The organism is Burkholderia sp. PAMC 26561, assembly GCF_001557535.2.
Taxonomy (GTDB): Bacteria; Pseudomonadota; Gammaproteobacteria; order Burkholderiales; family Burkholderiaceae; genus Caballeronia.
This window is the reverse complement of record NZ_CP014315.1, coordinates 733,881-751,879: the sequence shown is the minus strand read 5'-3', so window position 1 is coordinate 751,879 and position 17,999 is coordinate 733,881. Positions and strand designations below refer to the sequence as shown.

Annotated in this window: 17 protein-coding genes; 11 read left to right on the top strand and 6 right to left on the bottom strand. The window is 62.1% G+C overall.

The annotated features are described in order from the left end of the window. Window positions 1-21 precede the first annotated feature (21 nt). Entirely contained in the window at window positions 22-402 is a 381-nt protein-coding gene (locus AXG89_RS38110) for a hypothetical protein (protein WP_143325687.1), read from the top strand. 39 nt (window positions 403-441) lie between these two features. Here the strand turns inward: AXG89_RS38110 and AXG89_RS38105 are convergent, their stop codons facing one another. Both AXG89_RS38105 and AXG89_RS38100 read right to left on the bottom strand, forming a co-directional pair. Then, complete coding sequence (locus tag AXG89_RS38105; RefSeq protein ID WP_075360292.1) at window positions 442-1,371, bottom strand: 3-hydroxyacyl-CoA dehydrogenase; 930 nt, start codon at window positions 1,369-1,371, stop codon at window positions 442-444. Between the two features lie 42 nt (window positions 1,372-1,413). Continuing rightward, a complete protein-coding gene (locus tag AXG89_RS38100; RefSeq protein WP_075360291.1) occupies window positions 1,414-2,520 on the bottom strand; it encodes an ATP-NAD kinase family protein in 1,107 nt (368 codons plus the stop codon). Between the two features lie 130 nt (window positions 2,521-2,650). Here AXG89_RS38100 and gcvPA point away from each other — a divergent pair, with 130 nt between their 5' ends. Together gcvPA and gcvPB are read left to right on the top strand one after the other, a co-directional pair. Continuing rightward, the gene (gene gcvPA / locus AXG89_RS38095; protein ID WP_236873690.1) at window positions 2,651-4,042 is read left to right on the top strand and encodes an aminomethyl-transferring glycine dehydrogenase subunit GcvPA; all 1,392 of its coding nucleotides are present in this window, start codon (window positions 2,651-2,653) and stop codon (window positions 4,040-4,042) included. Continuing rightward, entirely contained in the window at window positions 4,035-5,588 is a 1,554-nt protein-coding gene (gene gcvPB / locus AXG89_RS38090; RefSeq protein ID WP_075360289.1) for an aminomethyl-transferring glycine dehydrogenase subunit GcvPB, read from the top strand. Before gcvPA ends, gcvPB begins: the two co-directional genes overlap by 8 nt. 48 nt (window positions 5,589-5,636) lie before the next feature. Here the strand turns inward: gcvPB and AXG89_RS38085 are convergent, their stop codons facing one another. After that, entirely contained in the window at window positions 5,637-7,046 is a 1,410-nt protein-coding gene (locus AXG89_RS38085; RefSeq protein WP_119024804.1) for an aminotransferase, read from the bottom strand. A 148-nt stretch (window positions 7,047-7,194) separates the two neighbouring features. Between AXG89_RS38085 and AXG89_RS38080 the strand changes: the two genes are divergently transcribed. From AXG89_RS38080 to AXG89_RS38045, 8 genes are all read left to right on the top strand, one after another. After that, window positions 7,195-8,652 carry an NAD-dependent succinate-semialdehyde dehydrogenase gene (locus AXG89_RS38080; RefSeq protein ID WP_075360288.1) on the top strand — a complete coding sequence of 486 codons (1,458 nt, stop codon included), beginning with the start codon at window positions 7,195-7,197 and terminating at the stop codon, window positions 8,650-8,652. 65 nt (window positions 8,653-8,717) lie between these two features. Continuing rightward, complete coding sequence (locus AXG89_RS38075; protein WP_075360287.1) at window positions 8,718-9,515, top strand: IclR family transcriptional regulator domain-containing protein; 798 nt, start codon at window positions 8,718-8,720, stop codon at window positions 9,513-9,515. Window positions 9,516-9,680: 165 nt separating this feature from the next. Continuing rightward, window positions 9,681-10,436 carry an SDR family oxidoreductase gene (locus AXG89_RS38070; RefSeq protein WP_119024803.1) on the top strand — a complete coding sequence of 252 codons (756 nt, stop codon included), beginning with the start codon at window positions 9,681-9,683 and terminating at the stop codon, window positions 10,434-10,436. Window positions 10,437-10,464: 28 nt separating this feature from the next. After that, window positions 10,465-11,232 (top strand): SDR family NAD(P)-dependent oxidoreductase, encoded by a 768-nt coding sequence (locus AXG89_RS38065; protein WP_075360285.1) that lies wholly within the window; start codon window positions 10,465-10,467, stop codon window positions 11,230-11,232. A gap of 150 nt (window positions 11,233-11,382) precedes the next feature. Continuing rightward, on the top strand, window positions 11,383-12,186 hold the full coding sequence (locus AXG89_RS38060; protein WP_075360284.1) for a transporter substrate-binding domain-containing protein: 804 nt from the start codon (window positions 11,383-11,385) through the stop codon (window positions 12,184-12,186). A gap of 89 nt (window positions 12,187-12,275) precedes the next feature. Beyond that, window positions 12,276-12,950 carry an amino acid ABC transporter permease gene (locus AXG89_RS38055; RefSeq protein ID WP_075360283.1) on the top strand — a complete coding sequence of 225 codons (675 nt, stop codon included), beginning with the start codon at window positions 12,276-12,278 and terminating at the stop codon, window positions 12,948-12,950. Further along, window positions 12,950-13,696, top strand: a complete 747-nt coding sequence (locus AXG89_RS38050) for an amino acid ABC transporter permease (protein WP_075360282.1) — start codon at window positions 12,950-12,952, stop codon at window positions 13,694-13,696. Before AXG89_RS38055 ends, AXG89_RS38050 begins: the two co-directional genes overlap by 1 nt. Further along, a complete protein-coding gene (locus tag AXG89_RS38045) occupies window positions 13,617-14,357 on the top strand; it encodes an amino acid ABC transporter ATP-binding protein (RefSeq protein ID WP_075360281.1) in 741 nt (246 codons plus the stop codon). The genes AXG89_RS38050 and AXG89_RS38045 overlap by 80 nt, the downstream gene beginning before the upstream one ends. 9 nt (window positions 14,358-14,366) lie before the next feature. Here AXG89_RS38045 and AXG89_RS38040 read toward each other — a convergent pair whose 3' ends face one another. From AXG89_RS38040 to AXG89_RS38030, 3 genes are read right to left on the bottom strand one after another with little or no spacing between them, the layout of a single operon-like run. After that, window positions 14,367-15,503, bottom strand: coding sequence for an NAD(P)/FAD-dependent oxidoreductase (locus AXG89_RS38040; protein WP_075360280.1), 1,137 nt, complete (start codon window positions 15,501-15,503; stop codon window positions 14,367-14,369). Window positions 15,504-15,530: 27 nt separating this feature from the next. Continuing rightward, entirely contained in the window at window positions 15,531-16,670 is a 1,140-nt protein-coding gene (locus tag AXG89_RS38035; protein ID WP_075360382.1) for an NADH:flavin oxidoreductase/NADH oxidase, read from the bottom strand. A 7-nt stretch (window positions 16,671-16,677) separates the two neighbouring features. Beyond that, window positions 16,678-17,619: a dihydrodipicolinate synthase family protein gene (locus AXG89_RS38030; protein ID WP_162916236.1), complete on the bottom strand. Its 942-nt coding sequence runs from the start codon at window positions 17,617-17,619 to the stop codon at window positions 16,678-16,680. Between the last annotated feature and the right edge of the window lie 380 nt (window positions 17,620-17,999).

Sequence of the window (17,999 nt, the reverse complement as noted above, 5' to 3'; positions counted from 1 at the left end):
GCGCCGTTCAGACAACGCTTGGTGGTGACGCCTGCATGGCGCGCAAAGATTCCGCGAACGCAATACACTGGCACCTTCTTCAACGTCGCCCAGACCATGCCTGCAGAAGACCCCGCTGAAAAGCCACAGCAAAACGCGGCGCCTTTCAAACGCGAGCCGGTTCCCGACCTGCCCCGCAAACTGCCGACGGGGACGAGCGGCATGGAACCAGCCGTCGCGACAGGGTTTTGCGGACTGATGCTCGATGCCGGCGCCTGGGCTTTCATGCGCGACAAAAGTGGCGATTTCTTCTTTGCGCTCACACCCATCTGCATGGTTGCGGGCGCCATTCTTACCACTGTCAGCGTTGTTCTGTTCGGCCTGGTCTGGCTCAGGCGCCGGCGTGATTTGGGTGCAAAATAAGCGTCAATGCAAAGCCATCGAAGGTCTAAACGCGCATGGCTATCGCTCGGCACTACGCTCGCGAATCAGCGCCATCAGCCGTCTGTCACGCCATTGCACGCGCGCGTCCCATTGATCAAGCGGCAACGCGGCGCGCCGTTCACTCGCAACCTGCGCCACGAGATCTGTCGTCCAGGGGTCATGCTGCCCACGCGATGCGCCCATCCGTTCATAGGCCGGACCCATTTTCTGCGCGTGTGAGGCAATGCCGCCCCGCGTATTGAGATCAACCGTTTCGAACGGTCCCGTTATCGACCAGCGCAGACCGACGCCATCGCGCATCACACGATCGATATCGCCAGTCGACGCAATCCCGTCACGCACGAGGCAATACGCTTCCCGCAACACAGCGCCCTGTAGCCGGTTGAAGATGAAACCCTCGATCTCGCCGGAGACACGCACCGCATGCAGGCCGGCGGTTTCATAAAGCGCGAGCGCGCGACGCGTGGTGTCGTCGGACGTAAAGGGCGCGGGCACGATCTCTATCACGGGAATCAGATACGGCGGGTTGCCCGGATGCGCAACGAGACACCGTTCGCGTCCGGGCAGCGCATCGGCGAATGACGAAGCGACCAGGGCCGACGATGAACTCGCCAGCACCGCATCGGCGGGGGCAAGCGCATCGAGTTGCGCAAACAGGTCGCGCTTGAGGTCGATGCGCTCGGGCGCGCATTCCTGCACCAACGCGGCGTCACGCACTGCATCTGCAAGCTCATCGACCACGGTAATGCGCGCGAGGAGCGTTGCGGGCGCGTGATCGAGCAGACCAAACTCCTCGAGATCCGCAAGCCGTGCGTGCACTTCAGGCTTCACCGCGCGGCGGCGGGCATCGTCCGGATCGTAGAGCTTGACAGTAAAACCCGACCGCGCAAACACAATGCAAAACGCCACACCGATACTACCGCCGCCCACTATCGCGACCGTCTCCATCCATCCTCCGTTTCTGCCTTGATCCCGTTGAACCTGCCACGCCTAATTCATCACGCGCATGACCATGCTGCGGTTGGCGCCGGTGCGAATCCGAAGCGGCCCGGCAAGTGCACGGTCGGTATCGGCATTGCCGGTATCGACGAACAGCCTGCCATCCACCAGCGACAGCAACTTGGTCACGCTCGCCACCGCCTCGATGCGATTGCGCGGCACGCGGGCCAGCACGCGTGCGCTGATCGGCTGATTGCCGCGGCCAAACAAACACCCCTGCCGTCCGATGACACCCACCACGATCGCCGCCGACGTCCACTTATCTAGAAGATCGAGCAGCGTCGCCTCGGAAGCGTCGGCTGCGATCATGCGGCCATTCGCAATGGCATCGACGCCGAGCATCGTGCCCTTCACGCCCGCGTGTTCGCAGAGCGTTGCCATCGTCGTTCCCGGTCCCACGATATACAGCGTGTCACGCTCGAATTGCGCCGCCAGTTGGCGGCATGCTGCGTCCGTATCGGCGCGGTCGTTGGCCGGCATCTGCGCCTTGCTGCCCTGCATGCGCGCACGATCGACGGGCGCCAGCACATAACCATGCAGGCGCGATGAACTCCGGTCGGCGCGCAGCATGGCTTCGTCGATATCGAGCAGTTCCACGGCCTGCACCTCGAACGGCCCTCGCGCGCAACGCGCCGCCAGTTCGCCGGCACGCGACGCGTTCATCGCGAACACGCCGGAATACATCTTCACGCCGCAGGGCACGCCAATCAGCGGCACCTCCATGCCGACGGCCGCGGCGACATCGCGCGCCGTGCCATCGCCACCGGCAAACAGGATCAGCTTCGCGCCTGCATCGATAAACGCCCGGCACACCGCCTGCGTATCCGCCGATGAAGTCACCTCACTGTCCGGCCACGCGACGATGCGCGCCTGCAGGCCAGCCTCGCGGCAGGCGTCCTCGCCCATTGCTCCGGCTGCGGTCACGACGTCTACACGGCCAAGGTTCAGCAACGCCGGCAGCGCGCGCCTTGCGGCATCGAATGACGCATTCAGTTCACGCGCCACGGCAACCGTCCCGGCACCGTCGCTGCCTTTCAAGCCGACCGGGCCGCCGACGCCGGCAAGCGGATTAATGACCACCCCGATGCACAGTGACACGAGCGTTTTTGGCCTTGCGGCATCAAATTGATCTGGCTATATTGTGCGCCATACAAACAAATGTGCGCAATAAAAAATTCATGCGCGCATCACCGGAGCAATGCGAATGCGACCACAGCCGCATCCCTTCATGGCCAATTCCGTGAGCGCGATCCAGCAAGAGATGCTGGACGCGATCGGCGCCGCCAGCGTCGCGGAATTGTTCGAACAGATTCCCGCCGATCACCTGACTCAAAGAGCCATCGCGCTGCCGCCGGCGTTGAGTTCGGAAGCTGCGCTGCGCCGCCATCTGATCGATACGCTGAGCCAGAACGATCACTGCGAAAGCCATTTGAGCTTCCTGGGCGGCGGCTGCTGGCGTCATCACGTTCCCGCCATCTGCGATGAAATCGCGCGCCGCAGCGAATTCCTGACATCGGTCTGGGGAACACCGTCGTCGGATCAGGGACGCTATCAGGCGTGGTTCGAGTTCTGCAGCCAGCTCGGCGAACTGGTCGATTGCGATCTCGTCGGCTTGCCTGTCTACACCTGGGGTTGCGCCACCGGACACGCGCTGCGCATGGCTTCGCGCCTGAACGGCCGGCACACCGTGCTTGTGCCCGAGGTGATCGATCCGGAGCGGCTGGCCGTGATCCGCAACTATTGCGAACCGCCAGAGATGCGCGCGCACTTGAACGTCGTGCAGATGCGCTTCGATCGCTCGACAGGCCGCATCGACCTCGCCCATCTCGCCGATACCGTCGTGAACGCCGGCGTGGATCTTGCCGCCATCTATCTGGAAACGCCGAACTATCTCGGCGTGATCGAAGAAGACGCGAACCGCATCGCGGAGATCGCTCATGGGGCGGGCGCGGAAATGATCGTCGGGGTGGACCCGATATCGCTCGGCGTGCTCGCGCCGCCGCCGGCTTACGGCGCGGATATCGTCGTCGGGACCACGCAACCGCTCGGCGTGCACATGTATGGCGGCGGCGGACTAGGCGGCTTTATCGCGACTCGCGACGAAGAGCGCTATGCGCGCGAATATCCCACCCTGCTCGTGAGTCTGACCGGCACCAGCCGGCCGGGCGAGATCGGCTTCGGTCTGTCGCTCGCGGAGCAGTCGTCGTATGGGTCGCGCGAAAACGGCAAGGACTGGACCGGCAATTCGGTTTATCTGTGGGCGATTGCGAACGCCGTGTATCTCTCGCTGATGGGCCCTCAGGGCTTCGAGGACGTTGGCCGGTTGATCATGGCGCAAACGCGCTACGCCGCAAAACGCCTCGCCGGTATTCCCGGGGTCGAGGTGCCGCTTGCCGGCAGCGTGTTCAAGGAATTCGTCGTCGATTTTTCGGCAACGGGACGCAGCGTGGCCTCGATCAACCAGGCGTTGCGCGAGCGCGGCATCTTCGGCGGCCACGACCTGTCTTTCGACGTGCCCGCGCTTGGCCAAAGCGCGCTCTATTGCATCACCGAACTTCACGAACGGCAGGATATCGACCGTTTGATCGACACGCTCAGCGAGATCCTGAAAGATGAATGACAAGCCAGCTTTGCGCCAATATCACGCAGCCGTGTGGGATGAACCCGTCGTCATGGAAATGTCGCGGACAGGCCGGCGCGGCGTGCTGTTTCCGGCCATCGACAACGCCATCGCAGAGATCGTGGGCGACCCGGAACATCTGGTCCCGGCATCGATGCGCCGTGCGACCCGCCCTGCGCTGCCGGAAATGTCCGAGCCCGACGTGCTGCGCCACTACCTGCACCTGTCGCAGCAAACGCTCGGCATGATGGGTATTTCGCTCTTCGGCACCTGCACGATGAAGTACAACGCTCGGCTGAACGAAGCCATTACGTCCCGCGATGAAGTCGCCGAACTACATCCGCGCCAGCATCCGGACACGCTGCAGGGGACGCTTGAGATCATCCATTCGCTCGATCTCGCGCTGCGCGAACTCTCGGGCATGGACCGCTTCGTATTCCAGGCGGCCGGCGGCGCGGACGCGGCCTACACGCATGCATGCATCACGCGCGCCTATCACGCGGCGCGCGGAGAACTCGAAACGCGCGACGAGATCATCACGACCATCCAGTCCCATCCGTGCAATCCGGCGACCGCCGCAACAGCCGGTTTCAAGGTCATCACGCTGGCGCTGGAGGAGGACGGTTATCCGTCGGTCGAAGCGCTGAGGTCGGTGGTATCGAATCGCACGGCTGCGTTGATGGTCAACAATCCCGACGACATGGGCATCTACAACCCGCACATCAAGGAATGGGTTCGAATCGTGCATGAAGCGGGCGGCCTGTGTTTTTACGACCACGCCAATTTCAACGGCGTGATGAGCCGGATCCGCGCCCGCGAGCTGGGTTTCGATGCCTGCATGTTCATGCTGCACAAGACCTTCGGCGGTCCCAAGGGCGGCGGCGGTCCGGCGGTCGGCGCGTACGGTTGCACCGAAGCGCTTGCGCCTTATCTGCCGGGCCCGCTGGTCGTGCGCCGTGACCATGCCTGCACGCTCGAACCGGGCGCGGACCTGAGCATCGGGCGGGTGCGGGAATTCCTCGGCAACGTACAGACGGTCGTGAAGGCCTACGCGTGGATTCGCGCGATGGGCGCAGAGGGCATCGCCACGGCGGCGGATCTGTCGGTGCTCGCAAACAACTACATGACGCAAGCGCTCACGAAGATTCGCGGCGTGACGTGCTCGCATCCGCACATCGGCGCTTGGCGCATGGAGATGACGCGCTTCAGCCTCGAAACCATGGAGCGGGACACCGGCGTCAGCGTGTTCGATGTCCAGAACCGCATGGTGGATTTCGGCATCGATGCATTCTGGCTCGCGCACGAACCGTGGATCGTGCCGCAGCCGTTCACGCCGGAAGCGGGAGAAATGTGGTCGAAGGAGGATATCGATACATGGATTGCCGTGCTGCAGCGCATCTCCTACGAAGCGTATTCGACGCCGGATATCGTCCGTACTGCGCCGCATAACCATCCGGCCGGACGTATCGATACCGAACCGCTGGAAGATCCGTCGCGTTGGGCCATGACCTGGCGCGCGCACCTGAAAAAGCGCGCGCACGACTGATCACCGTGAGCATCTCCGCTGCCCGTGAGCGGCGGAGATGCTGGAGCGTCAGCCCTTCCAGTGCCCTTCTGCCTTGAGCTCGGCGAACACAGTGTCCACCGAGATCTTCGCGCGCTTCACCATCTCGACGATCTCTTCTTCCGAGATGACGAACGGCGGCGAGAACGCGATCGAATCGCCGTCCGGCAAACCTCGCGTGATCAACCCGTTCGCAAGCGCTGCCTTTGCGACCCGCACGCCCACTTTCAACGCAGGATCGAAGCGCTTCGCCGGATTTCGCTCGGCAACAAACTCGACCGCGCCGATCAGCCCGAAGCCGCGCACGTCGCCCACTGCCGGATGGTTTGCAAACGCCTCCCGCAAGTGCTTGTGCATTACTTCGCCGCGCGCGCCGGCTTGCGCGACCAGGTTTTCATCTTCGATAAGCTTTAGGTTCGCAAGTGCCGCCGCCGCCGCGACCGGATGGCCGCTGTACGTGAAGCCGTGGCCGAACACGCCGAGCTTGTCGCTGCCGGCCCGGATGCCCTGCCACACTTTCTCCGACACCAGGCTCGCCGACAAAGGCACGTACGCCGATGTCACCCCCTTCGCAACCGTGATCAGGTCGGGCTTCATGCCCATTGCCTCGGTGCCGAACATCGTGCCCAGACGGCCAAAGCCACAGATCACTTCGTCGGCGATCAGCAGGATGTCGTATTTGTCGAGGATCTTCTGGATGGCCGGATAGTAGCCGGCCGGCGGCACGATCACGCCGCCTGCGCCCATCACCGGCTCCATGATCATGGCGCCGACCGTTTCGGGACCTTCGGCAAGGATCAGTTGCTCCAGGTCGTTCGCGAGTTTTGCGACAAACTCGGCGTCGCTCTGACCCGGCTCGGCTTCCCACAGCCTATGCGGTGCGGTGGTGTGCTTGATGAAAGACAGCGGCAGGTCGAAGCCATTATGCAGTCCGGGCAAGCCGGTCATGCCCGCCGTCACGACGGTCACGCCGTGATAACCACGCCTGCGCGCGATGATCTTTTTCTTGAGCGGCAGGCCCCGGGCGTTGTTGTAATACCAGACGAGCTTGACCTGGGTATCGTTCGCGTCCGAACCCGAATTGCCGAAGAAAACCTTGGACATGGGTACCGGCGACATCTCGATCAGCTTCTGCGAGAGCAGGATCGGGAGGTCCGTCGACATCGATGCGAACGTATGGTAGTACGGCAGCTTCAGCGCCTGCGCATGCATGGCGTCGGCGATTTCCCGGCGTCCGTAGCCAATGTTGACGCACCACAATCCCGCCATTGAATCGATGTAACGCTCCCCGCGATTGTCCTCCAGCCACACGCCCTCGCCTTTCACCATCACGAGCGGCCCGTTGCGCTCGTGATCGCTCAGCGCCGTAAACGGATGGAAGAAGAACTGCCGGTCCAGATCGTTGAGATCGGGCGCTTGGCCCGCGACGGGGAAACTCATGAACATTCTCCAGGTTGGCAACGCATTTGCGGTGCTTCAATGACGGCACCGGACGCACATTTGTGCGCATTGCGTCATTTTGGGCGATATGAGAACATAAATCAACGAATCGAAAATGTGTCGAAGCCCAAACAGGAGAAAATCAACGATGCTGCAACTCAACGACCCGACCCTTCTCAAGCAGGCGCTGTTTTTAAACGGCGAGTGGATTGCCAACACAGACAAGGGTTTTATCGATGTTAACAATCCTGCGACCGGCGCGCTGGTGGGGAAAGTCCCGAAAGCCAGCCGTGAGATGACCGCAACGGCAATTGAAAAAGCGCATCATGCACTGCCCGCATGGAGCGCACGCCCTGCGGCAGAACGTTCGCAAATAATTAAACGCTGGTTCGATCTGATCGTCACTCACGTGGACGATCTGGCGCGGATTCTCACTGCAGAGCAAGGCAAGCCGCTCGCAGAGGCGCGCGGTGAGATTCTTTACGGCGCCGCATTCTTCGAGTGGTACGCCGAGGACGCGAAGCGCGTGCACGGCGAAGTGCTGCAGGCACCGGTTGCCGGACGCCGCATGCTCGTGCTGCGCCAGCCGATCGGCGTATGCGCGGCGATCACGCCCTGGAATTTCCCGATGGCGATGATCCCCCGCAAAGCCGCACCCGCACTCGCGGCCGGCTGCACGATGGTGCTCAAACCCGCGAGCGCAACGCCTTTTTCCGCGCTCGCACTGGCCGAACTCGCGCAACGCGCCGGGTTGCCGGCTGGCGTGTTCAGCGTGATGACGGGCGCGGCGTCGGAGGTGGGTGACGAACTCGCCACGCATCCGCTCGTGCGCAAGCTCACCTTCACGGGTTCCACGGAAGTCGGCCGGTCCCTGATGCAAAAGGCGTCGGGCACGATCAAGAAGGTCGCGATGGAACTAGGCGGCAACGCGCCGCTGATCGTCTTCGACGACGCCGACATAGACGTCGCGGTGGCCGGCACGATTGCATCGAAGTTTCGCAACATGGGCCAGACGTGCGTGTGCGCGAACCGGATCTACGTGCAATCGGGCATTCACGACCGGTATGTGGAAGCGCTCGCGAAGGCCGTGAATGCGCTGAAGGTAGGCGACGGTTTCGCCGACGGCGTGACCCAGGGGCCGCTGATCGATGACCAGGCAGTGGCCAAGGTCGAGGAACACATCAGCGATGCGCTGGCGCAAGGCGCCAAGGTCGTGGCTGGCGGCAAACGCCATGCGCTCGGGCGGTCCTTCTTCGAGCCCACGGTTCTGACCGACGTCACCCAGTCGATGAAGATCGCCATCGAGGAAACTTTTGGGCCCGTCGCGCCGGTGTTCCGCTTCGACTCGGAAGCCGAAGCCGTTGCCGCTGCCAACAACACTGAATTTGGTCTCGCCGCCTACTTTTTCACGCGTGACAATGCGCGGGTCTGGCGGGTCAGCGAGGCGCTGGAATGCGGGATCGTGGGAGTCAATACCGGCGCTACATCGTTTGAGGGCGCGCCCTTTGGCGGGGTCAAGGCATCGGGCGTCGGGCGCGAAGGATCGAAGCACGGCATTGAAGAGTTCACTGAACTCAAATATGTGTGCATCGCGGAAATCTGCTGATAAACTTTGCAAGTTGCAGGTTTTGTGCGCCATGCGCCCACTGCGCTCATGTAAAAGGAAAACATATGGCCGCGTACGAGACGGCCCTGGAGGACGACGACGAAGTACGCGATCGCGACTACGTCGGCTCGTTTGCACGGGGCCTTGAAGTCATCAAAGTGTTCAACCGGCACACGCCGCGGCGCACCCTTAGCGAGGTGGCCGAGGCAAGCGGCATGACACGCGCCACGGTACGGCGGTTTCTCCTGACGCTCGTGCGTGAAGGTTATGCCGAAACCGACGGCAAGTACTTCAACCTCAAGCCCAAGATCCTGGAGATCGGTTTTTCGGCGTTATCGTCCATGAACATCTGGGACATCGCGCAACCGATCATGAACGCGCTCTCCGCGAACGTGCAGGAGTCGTGTTTCGCCGCGGTGCTGGATGGCGATTCCGTGATCTACGTGGCGCGGGCTGCTTCGAACCGGATCATGAACGTAGGCATTTCCATCGGCAGTCGCACGCCCGCGCATTGCGTGTCGACCGGGCGCGTCCTGCTGGCGGCGCTGCCGGATGTCGAATTTCACCATTATCTGGAAAGCGCGAAGCTGCAGAAATTCACGCCCAATACGGTGACCTCGAAGGTCAAGCTTCGAGAGCTGGTGGAGGAAACGCGCTTGCGCGGATGGTCGATCGTGGACCAGGAACTCGAGATCAGCCTGCGCTCGATTTCAGTGCCCATTCGCGACCGCGACGGCAAGGTGGTCGCCGCGCTGAATGTCTGCTGTCCCGCTGAGCGAGTCACGCCGCAAGATATCAGTTCGAGGATTCTGTCGGCCATGCTGGAAGCGTCGAAAGATATTACGCGAGCGTTACAGGCCTGATTCGCCCGGCTTGCGACTTCTTGAAACGGCACGCATTGCGTGCCGTTTTTTTTGCGCTTCCGCCGAATCACTGTCAAGTTTTAATGACACGTTGTTTACATGGCGAACTTTTGTGCGCTAATATCGATGCGCCGTCGCGAGACGTAACCATCGGAGCCATCGTTCATGCAGTTGTCATTGAAGGGCAAGGTCGTAGTGGTCACGGGAGGCGGACGCGGTCTGGGTCACGCCATCGCCTCGATGTTCGCCGGTCAGGGCGCGGTCGGCGTCGTGGCCGACCTGCCCTCGCCGGCGCGCCTGGAGCCGCCGCACGGCATGATAGCCATCGACTGCGACGTGAGTTCCGAAACGAGTGTCAGCGCCTGCGTGGCGGCGACGCTCGAGCGTTTCGGCAAGATCGATATCGTGATAGCGAACGCCGGCATCGTGCCCGGCTGGCGCGCCACTGAAGACCTCGATTTCGACGAATGGGACCGCGTGATGGCGGTCAATGCACGCGGCGCCGCACTCACGATCGCCAAGACGGCGCCCGCGCTGGGCGAGACACAAGGCGCGATTGTCGTGATGGCATCGATCAATGCGTATGCCGCTCATGGCCGCCAGATGCTCTACACCGCATCCAAGCACGCCGTGCTCGGCATTGTCCGCTCCGCCGCGCGCGATCTCGGCCCGCAAGGCGTGCGGGTCAACGCGCTCGCGCCGGGTCCCATTGCAACTGACGCGCTGCCCGAGCGCATCCGGCATCGCGCAAGCGCGGGTGGTGTGCCCGCTGATACCGCCCTGCACGACCTAGCGAACGGCAACGCGCTGCGCCGTCTTGCAAGCACGGACGAAGTTGCGAAAGCCGCGCTGTTCCTCGCATCGGATCTGGCCAGCGGCATCACCGGTGTGCTGCTTCCCGTCGATGCCGGCCTGCAATAACCCTTCCTCCTCTCAAGCCAAATCAGCCATGTTCAGTCTGGAAAACAAGACGGTGCTCGTCACGGGTGCGTCGAAAGGAATTGGTGCGGCGATCGCTGCTGCGCTCGGCGAAGCCGGCGCGCACGTCATTGCGCATTACGGTCAGGATCGGGCAGGCGCCGAACACGCGCTGGCCAGCGTGCCCGCCTCCCGCAAGCATTTCGTGCAGGCCGATCTAAAGGACCTGACGGCCGTGGAAGGCATGTGGGATGCGGCCCAGGCGTGCCGCGGGCGGATCGATGTCTATGTGAACAACGCGGCCATCATGCTGTGGCATGGAGGCTTTGAGGCCGATGACACCACGTGGGACGCCGTCTGGGACGAGACGCTCGCCGTCAACGTGCTTGCGCCCGCGCGCCTGATCCGGCGCGCCGTCAAGCACTTCCTCGCCCAGCGTGGCGGCGTGCTCGTCACCATCTCGAGCTGGGCTGCCCAGCGCGGCGTGACCAATCCCGACACGATTGCCTACGCAGCATCAAAAGCCGCCGTGCGTTCGATGACTCAGACGGTCGCCCGCGCGCACGCACGCGACGGCGTGCTGGCTTACATCGTGGCGCCCGGCGTCGTGCGCACGCAGATGTCCGAAGCGTTCGCTGCGACGCAAGGCGGCGAGGACCGGATCACCGCCACCCTCGCGATGGGCGAATGGGTGCCGCCCGACGACATCGGCAGCCTGGTGGCGTTTCTTGCAAGCGGCAAGGTACGGCACCTGAGCGGAGCGACGCTGGACGTGAACGGCGCCAGCTACGTGCGATGACACCAAATGGCGTTTAATTTGAGAACATAAGTGCGCCTCGCGCACATTTTCTTTGACATCGTTTTTTGATGAAGCGACAATTTTTGCTCGGACTGACGATCAAGCCGCGCCAACCCGGTTCCCCCCTTTGCCCTTTCTGGAGAGTTCGCAATGCTTAGAGCAGTATTCCTCGTGCTGGCAGCGGTTCTCGCGACGGTGACCTCGCAAGTCACCGAAGCCCGCACGCTCGATCAGGTCATCAAGAGCGGCACCATTCGCATTGGCGTGAACCCGAACTTTCCGCCCATGAGCTCGTACAACGCGACCAATCAACTGGCCGGTTTCGATATCGACGTGGGCAACAAGATCGCCAGCGCGCTGAACATCAAGGCCGAGTTCGTGCCCACAGAAGCCGCGCAACGCGTGCCGTTCCTCGTGTCCGACCGCATCGACATCTCGCTGGGTGCGTTGACGCGTTCCGCCGAGCGCGCACAGTTGATCGATTTCACCGTGCCGCTGCACACCGAGTCGATGTCCGTGCTGACCACCGACAAGCTCAAGGCCGCAAAGTGGACGGACCTGAATTCGCCTTCGGTGACCCTGGTCGACATGCGCGGCAACTGGTCGGTCGATTACGTGAAGGACAAGCTGCCGAAAGCGAAGATGCTGCTGGTTGAATCGATTGCGGATACCGTTCGCGCCGTCGCACAGGGACGTGGCGATGCGATCGTCGAGAACATCGACTTCTTCCAGAACTTCACGAAGAATTATCCGAACATCAAGTGGCGCACGCTGAACGATCCGATCTTCGTCAACTACGACAGCATCGGCGTTTCGAAGGGCAACTCCACATTGAAGGACTACCTGAACGTATTGCTGTACGACATGCATTCGTCGGGCTTCGTCAATGACACGTGGCAGAAGGCGTATGGCACGCCGATGCAAAAGCCGATCGTCGCCAACCCTTACTTCTGAGCCTTACCCGGACGCTCGTTTCTGATGCGCCCGGCACTCCATGACTTCGCGTGCCTGTTCGGGCACGTCGTCATTTGATGCGGACGGCCATGACTTACACCCTTCAATACGCCGATGTGCTGCGCCAGTTGCCATATCTTGCGGCCGGCGCGGTGCTGACGCTCGAGATCGCGTTCATCTCGTTCTGGCTTGGTTGCACGATCGGCCTGGCCGGTGCGCTCGGCAAGCTGCATGGCGGCGGCATTGTGCGGCGGCTGGTCGGCACTTATGTTGTTCTGCTGACCAATACGCCCGCGCTCGTCCAGATCTTCTTCCTCTTCTACGCGCTGCCTGACGCCGGCATCACGCTCTCGCCGATGACCGCTGTGCTGATCGGCCTGACCCTCAACTCAGGCGCCTATCTCACCGATATCCTGCGCTCAGGCATCAGCTCGGTACGCACCTCGGAGATGGAGACAGCCGAGACGCTCGGCATGTCGCACCTGCAGATGCTGCGCTACGTGATCCTGCCGCATGTGGCGAAGACCATCTACGCGCCGTTATGTAACTTCTTTGTCTGGCTGGTGCTGGGCAGCTCGATCGGTGCGATCTTCGGCGTTGAAGAACTCACGGGCCGCGCAATCAATATCTCCAGCGCCAACATGCGCACCATCGAAACCTTTTCGGTCGTGGCCGCCATGTACGTAGCGCTCACCTTCGTTGCGTCGATCGCGCTCGCGTTGACCGGACGCTACGCCTTTCGCGTCAAAGCGAGGATCTTCTGATGCTCGAACAGATCATTGCGCAGTTTCCTACGTTCTTTACCCGCTTCACCTTCGAGTTCCTGCTCGAAGCCATGGGCCGCACGCTTGCGATGACCGCCCTCGGTTGCGGCGTCGGCATTGTGCTTGGTACGGTGATCGCGGTGACGCGCATCACCAAGGCCCGTGTGCTCGCGCCCGTGCGCTTCGTGCTGACCGTGCTCGTGGAGGTGTTTCGCCGCATCCCGTTCCTGGTCAACCTGTTCATCGTGATGTTCGCGCTGCAGGGCTTCGGCTCGGACATCTCGTTGTTCACCATCGCAACCGTGTCGATCTGCATCGTGGCGACCGCGTTTTTGTCCGAGGTGATCCGCGCCGGACTTGAATCGGTGCCGCGCCAGCAGATCGAGGCCGCCGAGGTGATGAATTTCGGCTTCGCGCGCACGCTGTTCCTGGTGTTGCTGCCGCAATCATGGAAAGTGATCTTGCCGCCCGCATTCGCGTTCATGGTGATGTTCATCAAGGACACGTCGCTGGCGTCGCAAATGGGTGTTGTCGAGCTGACGTTCACGGGCAAGGTCCTGATGAACCGCGGCTTCTCGCCCTTCCTGGTGTATGGCGCCGTGCTGGCCGCCTATTTCATCCTGTCTTACCCGCTCAGCCGTCTGGGTGCTCATCTGGAGAATCGCCTTGCCACACCTCGCAGTCGAAAAACTCTCAAGCGCGTACGCTCAGCAACAGGTTCTGCGCGACATCACACTCTCGGTTGAACGGGGCGAAGTGATCAGCCTGATCGGCCCTTCCGGATCGGGTAAGAGCACGCTGTTGCGCACGCTGGTAGGCCTGATGCCGCCGACCGCCGGGCGCGTCGTGCTCGACGATGAACCGCTCGACTATTCATCGCGCAAAAGCGTGCGCGCCGCACGCGACAAGATGGCGATCGTGTTCCAGCAGTACAACCTGTTCCAGAACATGGACGTGCTGGGGAACGTGACCATCTCGCCCATCAAGATCAAGAAGCGGCCGCGCGATCAGGTCGAGACCGAGGCGAAGGAATTGCTGCGCCGTGTCGGGCTCGCGGAAAAGCACAAGAGTTATCCCGATGAACTCTCGGGCGGGCAGCAACAGCGCGTGGCTATCGCAAGAGCGCTGGCGCTCAAGCCCGAACTTCTCCTGCTCGATGAAATCACCGCCGCGCTCGATCCCGAGCTCGTGAACGAAGTGCTCGATACCGTGCGAACGCTCGCCGGCGAGGGCATCACCATGCTGCTGGTGTCGCACGAGATGTCGTTCGTGCGCGAGGTATCCACGCGCGTGGTGATGATGGACAAGGGACAGGTTGTCGAGATCGGTACGCCGGACAAGATTTTCGGCAACGCGAGCGAAGCCCGGACACGGGACTTCGTCGGCAAGATCCTGCGGCACCACTGACTCGCGCTGTCAGACGCTCGCCAGCAGGAACGGCGAGAGATCCACGTCGAGCGGTGCGGGCTTGCCCTGCACCAGACTCGCGATGATCTGCGCCACCGCCGGCCCGGCGGTGAAGCCCATCCACGGGAAGAAGTTGATGAAGAAGCCGGGCGTGCCCGGCACTTCGCCCAGGATCGGCTTCCAGTCATCCGTGCCATTGACGATCGCCGCCCAGGTGCGGATCACCCGCAACGCACCGAGCGCAGGCACGGCGGCAAGCGCCACCTTCATGTTGCGTTCGAGCGAGTCGGGGTCGGTGGATGGATGACCGCGGCTATGCCAGCGCGCCGGCCAGCCGCCGCCAATCAGGATCGAACCCGCCTGATTCTGTTTCAGCGTGAGCTTGTCGCCGGCCGAATAAACCAGATGCGGGATCAACGGCGCCACGCGCTCCGTGACCGCAACCTGGATCGCGAAACCCTGCACATCGATTTCTATGCCGAGCATTGCCGCGACCCTGCCAGCGTCGGCGCCGGCTGCGTTGACCACACGCTTTGCGCGATGAACGCCTGTGCTGGTCGATAACTCGAAGCCATCGCGTGTTTCGGTCATGCCCGTCACCGCGCAATGACGCTCGAACCTGACGCCAAGCGCTCGCGCGCCGCGGGCATACGCAAGCGTGGCGGCGAGCGGGCTCGCCTTGCCTTCGTCGGGACAAAACGCGCCGCCGACTATTGCATTGGAGAGATACGGCGCGAGCGTCCGGACATCCGCGCGATCGAGCAGGCGCACGTCGAGCCCTTGCGAGCGCTCGATCCCGGCCTTCGCCGCGATCGCCTTCATTTGCGCGTCGTCGGTCGCGACCAGCAGGCCGCCTTTGAGCGATACCTCCAGGTCCGTATCGAGTGTTTCCGACAGTCCACGCCAGACATCGATAGAGCGACGCAACAGCCCGATGGTCGGCGCGAAAGTGCGCGCCCATTCCGGCCCGCGATTGACAAAGGGATCGTGCGGAATCTGTGCGTGCAGGCTGCCCGCGTTCGACCCGGACGCCTGCGTGTTCAGTTCACTGCGTTCGAGCACGGTGACGGCGACACCGTCGCGCGCCAGATAATAGGCGGTCGCACAGCCGGCAAGACCGCCGCCGATCACAATTACATCGTTCATCGGGTCGGGAGATAAGTTGAGGAAGCGCTAGGTCGATGCCGGTTCGTGCGCATTCGATGCATGCATGTTACGCCGCGCGAGAAAAAAAGCGAACGTGTCAGGCAGCACGGTATGCGGCTCAGGATGACCAAGCGCACGGGCCGCGCGATACGCGAAGTTCGAGTCGGCCAGGAGTTCTCGCGCCATCGCAACGAGATCGGCGGACCCTTCGCGCAAGATGTTCTCTGCCTGCAGCGGGTCGGTGATCAGACCTACGGCCATGGCCGGCATCTCTGCTTCACGTCGGATACGCTCGGCGTAAGGGACCTGGTGTCCGGGCGCTTCCGGCCGTGTGGAGCGAGCGACCGGACCACGGATGCCACCTGCGGAACAATCGATCAGATCGATACCCGCCCGCTTCAAACGCCGCGCGAGTTCAATGGTTTCGTCGAGCGTGACGCCGCCTTCGCTTTCATCCACGCACGACGCGCGATACCACACCGGCATGTGCTCCGGCACCGCTTGCCTGACCGCTTGAGCAACTTCGAGCGCGAAACGCGCGCGATTGTCGAAGCTGCCGCCGTAGCGGTCCGTCCTGAGATTGGCAATCGGCGACAAAAATTCGTGCAGCAAATAGCCATGCGCGCCATGCACCTCCACAAAGTCCAGCCCAGCGCTCACAGCGCGCCTGGCAGCGGCCGCGAACGAAGCGACAATGCGCGCGATGCTCTTCTCGTCCAGCGCCGCGGGTATGGGCCATCCGTTCGCGTGCGCCACCGATGAAGGCGCGACTGTCGGCCAGCCGCGCGGCGGCGACGTGCCGGCGAGCGGCCCGGCTCCATCCCACGGACTGGCCGAACTGCCCTTGCGGCCGGCGTGACCGAGCTGCACGCCAACCGGAATCCCCTGCCCTTTGTATAGCGTGGCAATTTTCCCGAAACCCTCGATCTGGTTGTCGTCCCAGAGGCCGAGACAGCCTTCGCTGATACGGCCGTCCCTTTCCACGGCCGTGGCTTCGATCACTGCCCCGCCCACACCGCCGAGCGCGAAGCGCGCGTGATGCGCGAGATGCCACGCATTCACACGTCCTTCAATGGCGCTGTACTGGCACATCGGCGAGACGACGATACGATTGACGAAGGTCGTGCCGCGCGAGCTGAACGGCGTGAACAGGCGGATATCGTGCATCGGCAGCTCAGGCTTTTTGCGCCGCGCATTGCGCGACATAGGCGTTGATGTCGTCGATGATCGCAACGATCTTCGCACGCCGCTCCACGCCTTCGTCACCCAGTGCGGAGAACGGGGTCAGCGGCGGACGGACATCGCCTACCGGATAACCCTGCGAAGCCGCCAGCGCTTTTGAATAACACTGATGCCCATACGTCGGATGCCCCTCTGCAATGATCCGGTCGAAGCTCGCGATCATCTTCTGGATGGTCTTCGCTTCCTCCATCTCGCCGGCGACCAGCGCGTCCCACAGGCGCGTCGATGCTTCCGGAATGTAGTTCGCGTACGGGTTCACGTAACCCACCGCGCCAAGCAGGAAACTCTCGACCGGGCGCTCGCCGGCGAATACGTTCATCACGCCATCGGTTGCTTCGATCACATCGTAGACGCGGCCCACGTCCATGCTCGCTTCCTTGATATAGCGGATGTTGTCGAACGCTTTCGTCAGGCGCGCAACGAGTTTCGCCGACATGTCGACATTGGTCGTGACCGGATTGTTGTAAAGCATGATCGGCAGCGACGTGGCTTCGGAAATCGCCTTGTAGTATTCGAATATCTCGTCTTCGGTCGGCGTGTAGTAATAAGGCGGGACGATCATGAATCCGTCGACGCCCAAGGCTTCCGCTTCGCGGGTGTATCGAACCGCATTCGGTGTCGACGCGTTCATGGTGCCGACCAGCACATCCATGCGCCCCGCCACATGCTTGACCGTCGCCTCTACATATTGCGTGCGCTCTTCGTCGCTGATGGTCAGGAACTCCCCAGTGGTGCCGAGAATGATCACGCCGGGTGAACCGGCTTCTATTTGCCAGTCCAGGAAACGCTTGAGCGCTTTTTCATCGATCGACTTGCCGTCGGCTGTAAAGGGCGTCACGGTCACGCCATAGCTGCCACGAAAAACTTTACTCACGTATTTCTCCATTCAAATCGTTTGAAAGCGTGCGCGCCATGCGCACAATTTAACGCGTTAATTCAGCAGTACAGTTACCTCATACCATGCCGTTAAATCCTGGTAAAGCGCACCGATCGGCAGTTTTGTCCGAGCTACGCCACAGATGCCTGCCTCCCCGCTCCGTTTTTTCCCTTAATTTACTGGAAATTTCAGAATCATTTTTGTTCACATGGCGCCTGAATGTTAGCATGGCGCACGTTTTGTCACAAAGCGTCTGCTCCATTTTTCATCCAGGAACCGCGCTGTCGTGACGACCCCAGACGTGCAAACCACGTAAGCAGGAGGCACGAGCCGGAGGACATCTTGCATTGGCTGCGAGATGGCTGATTCGTACTCCG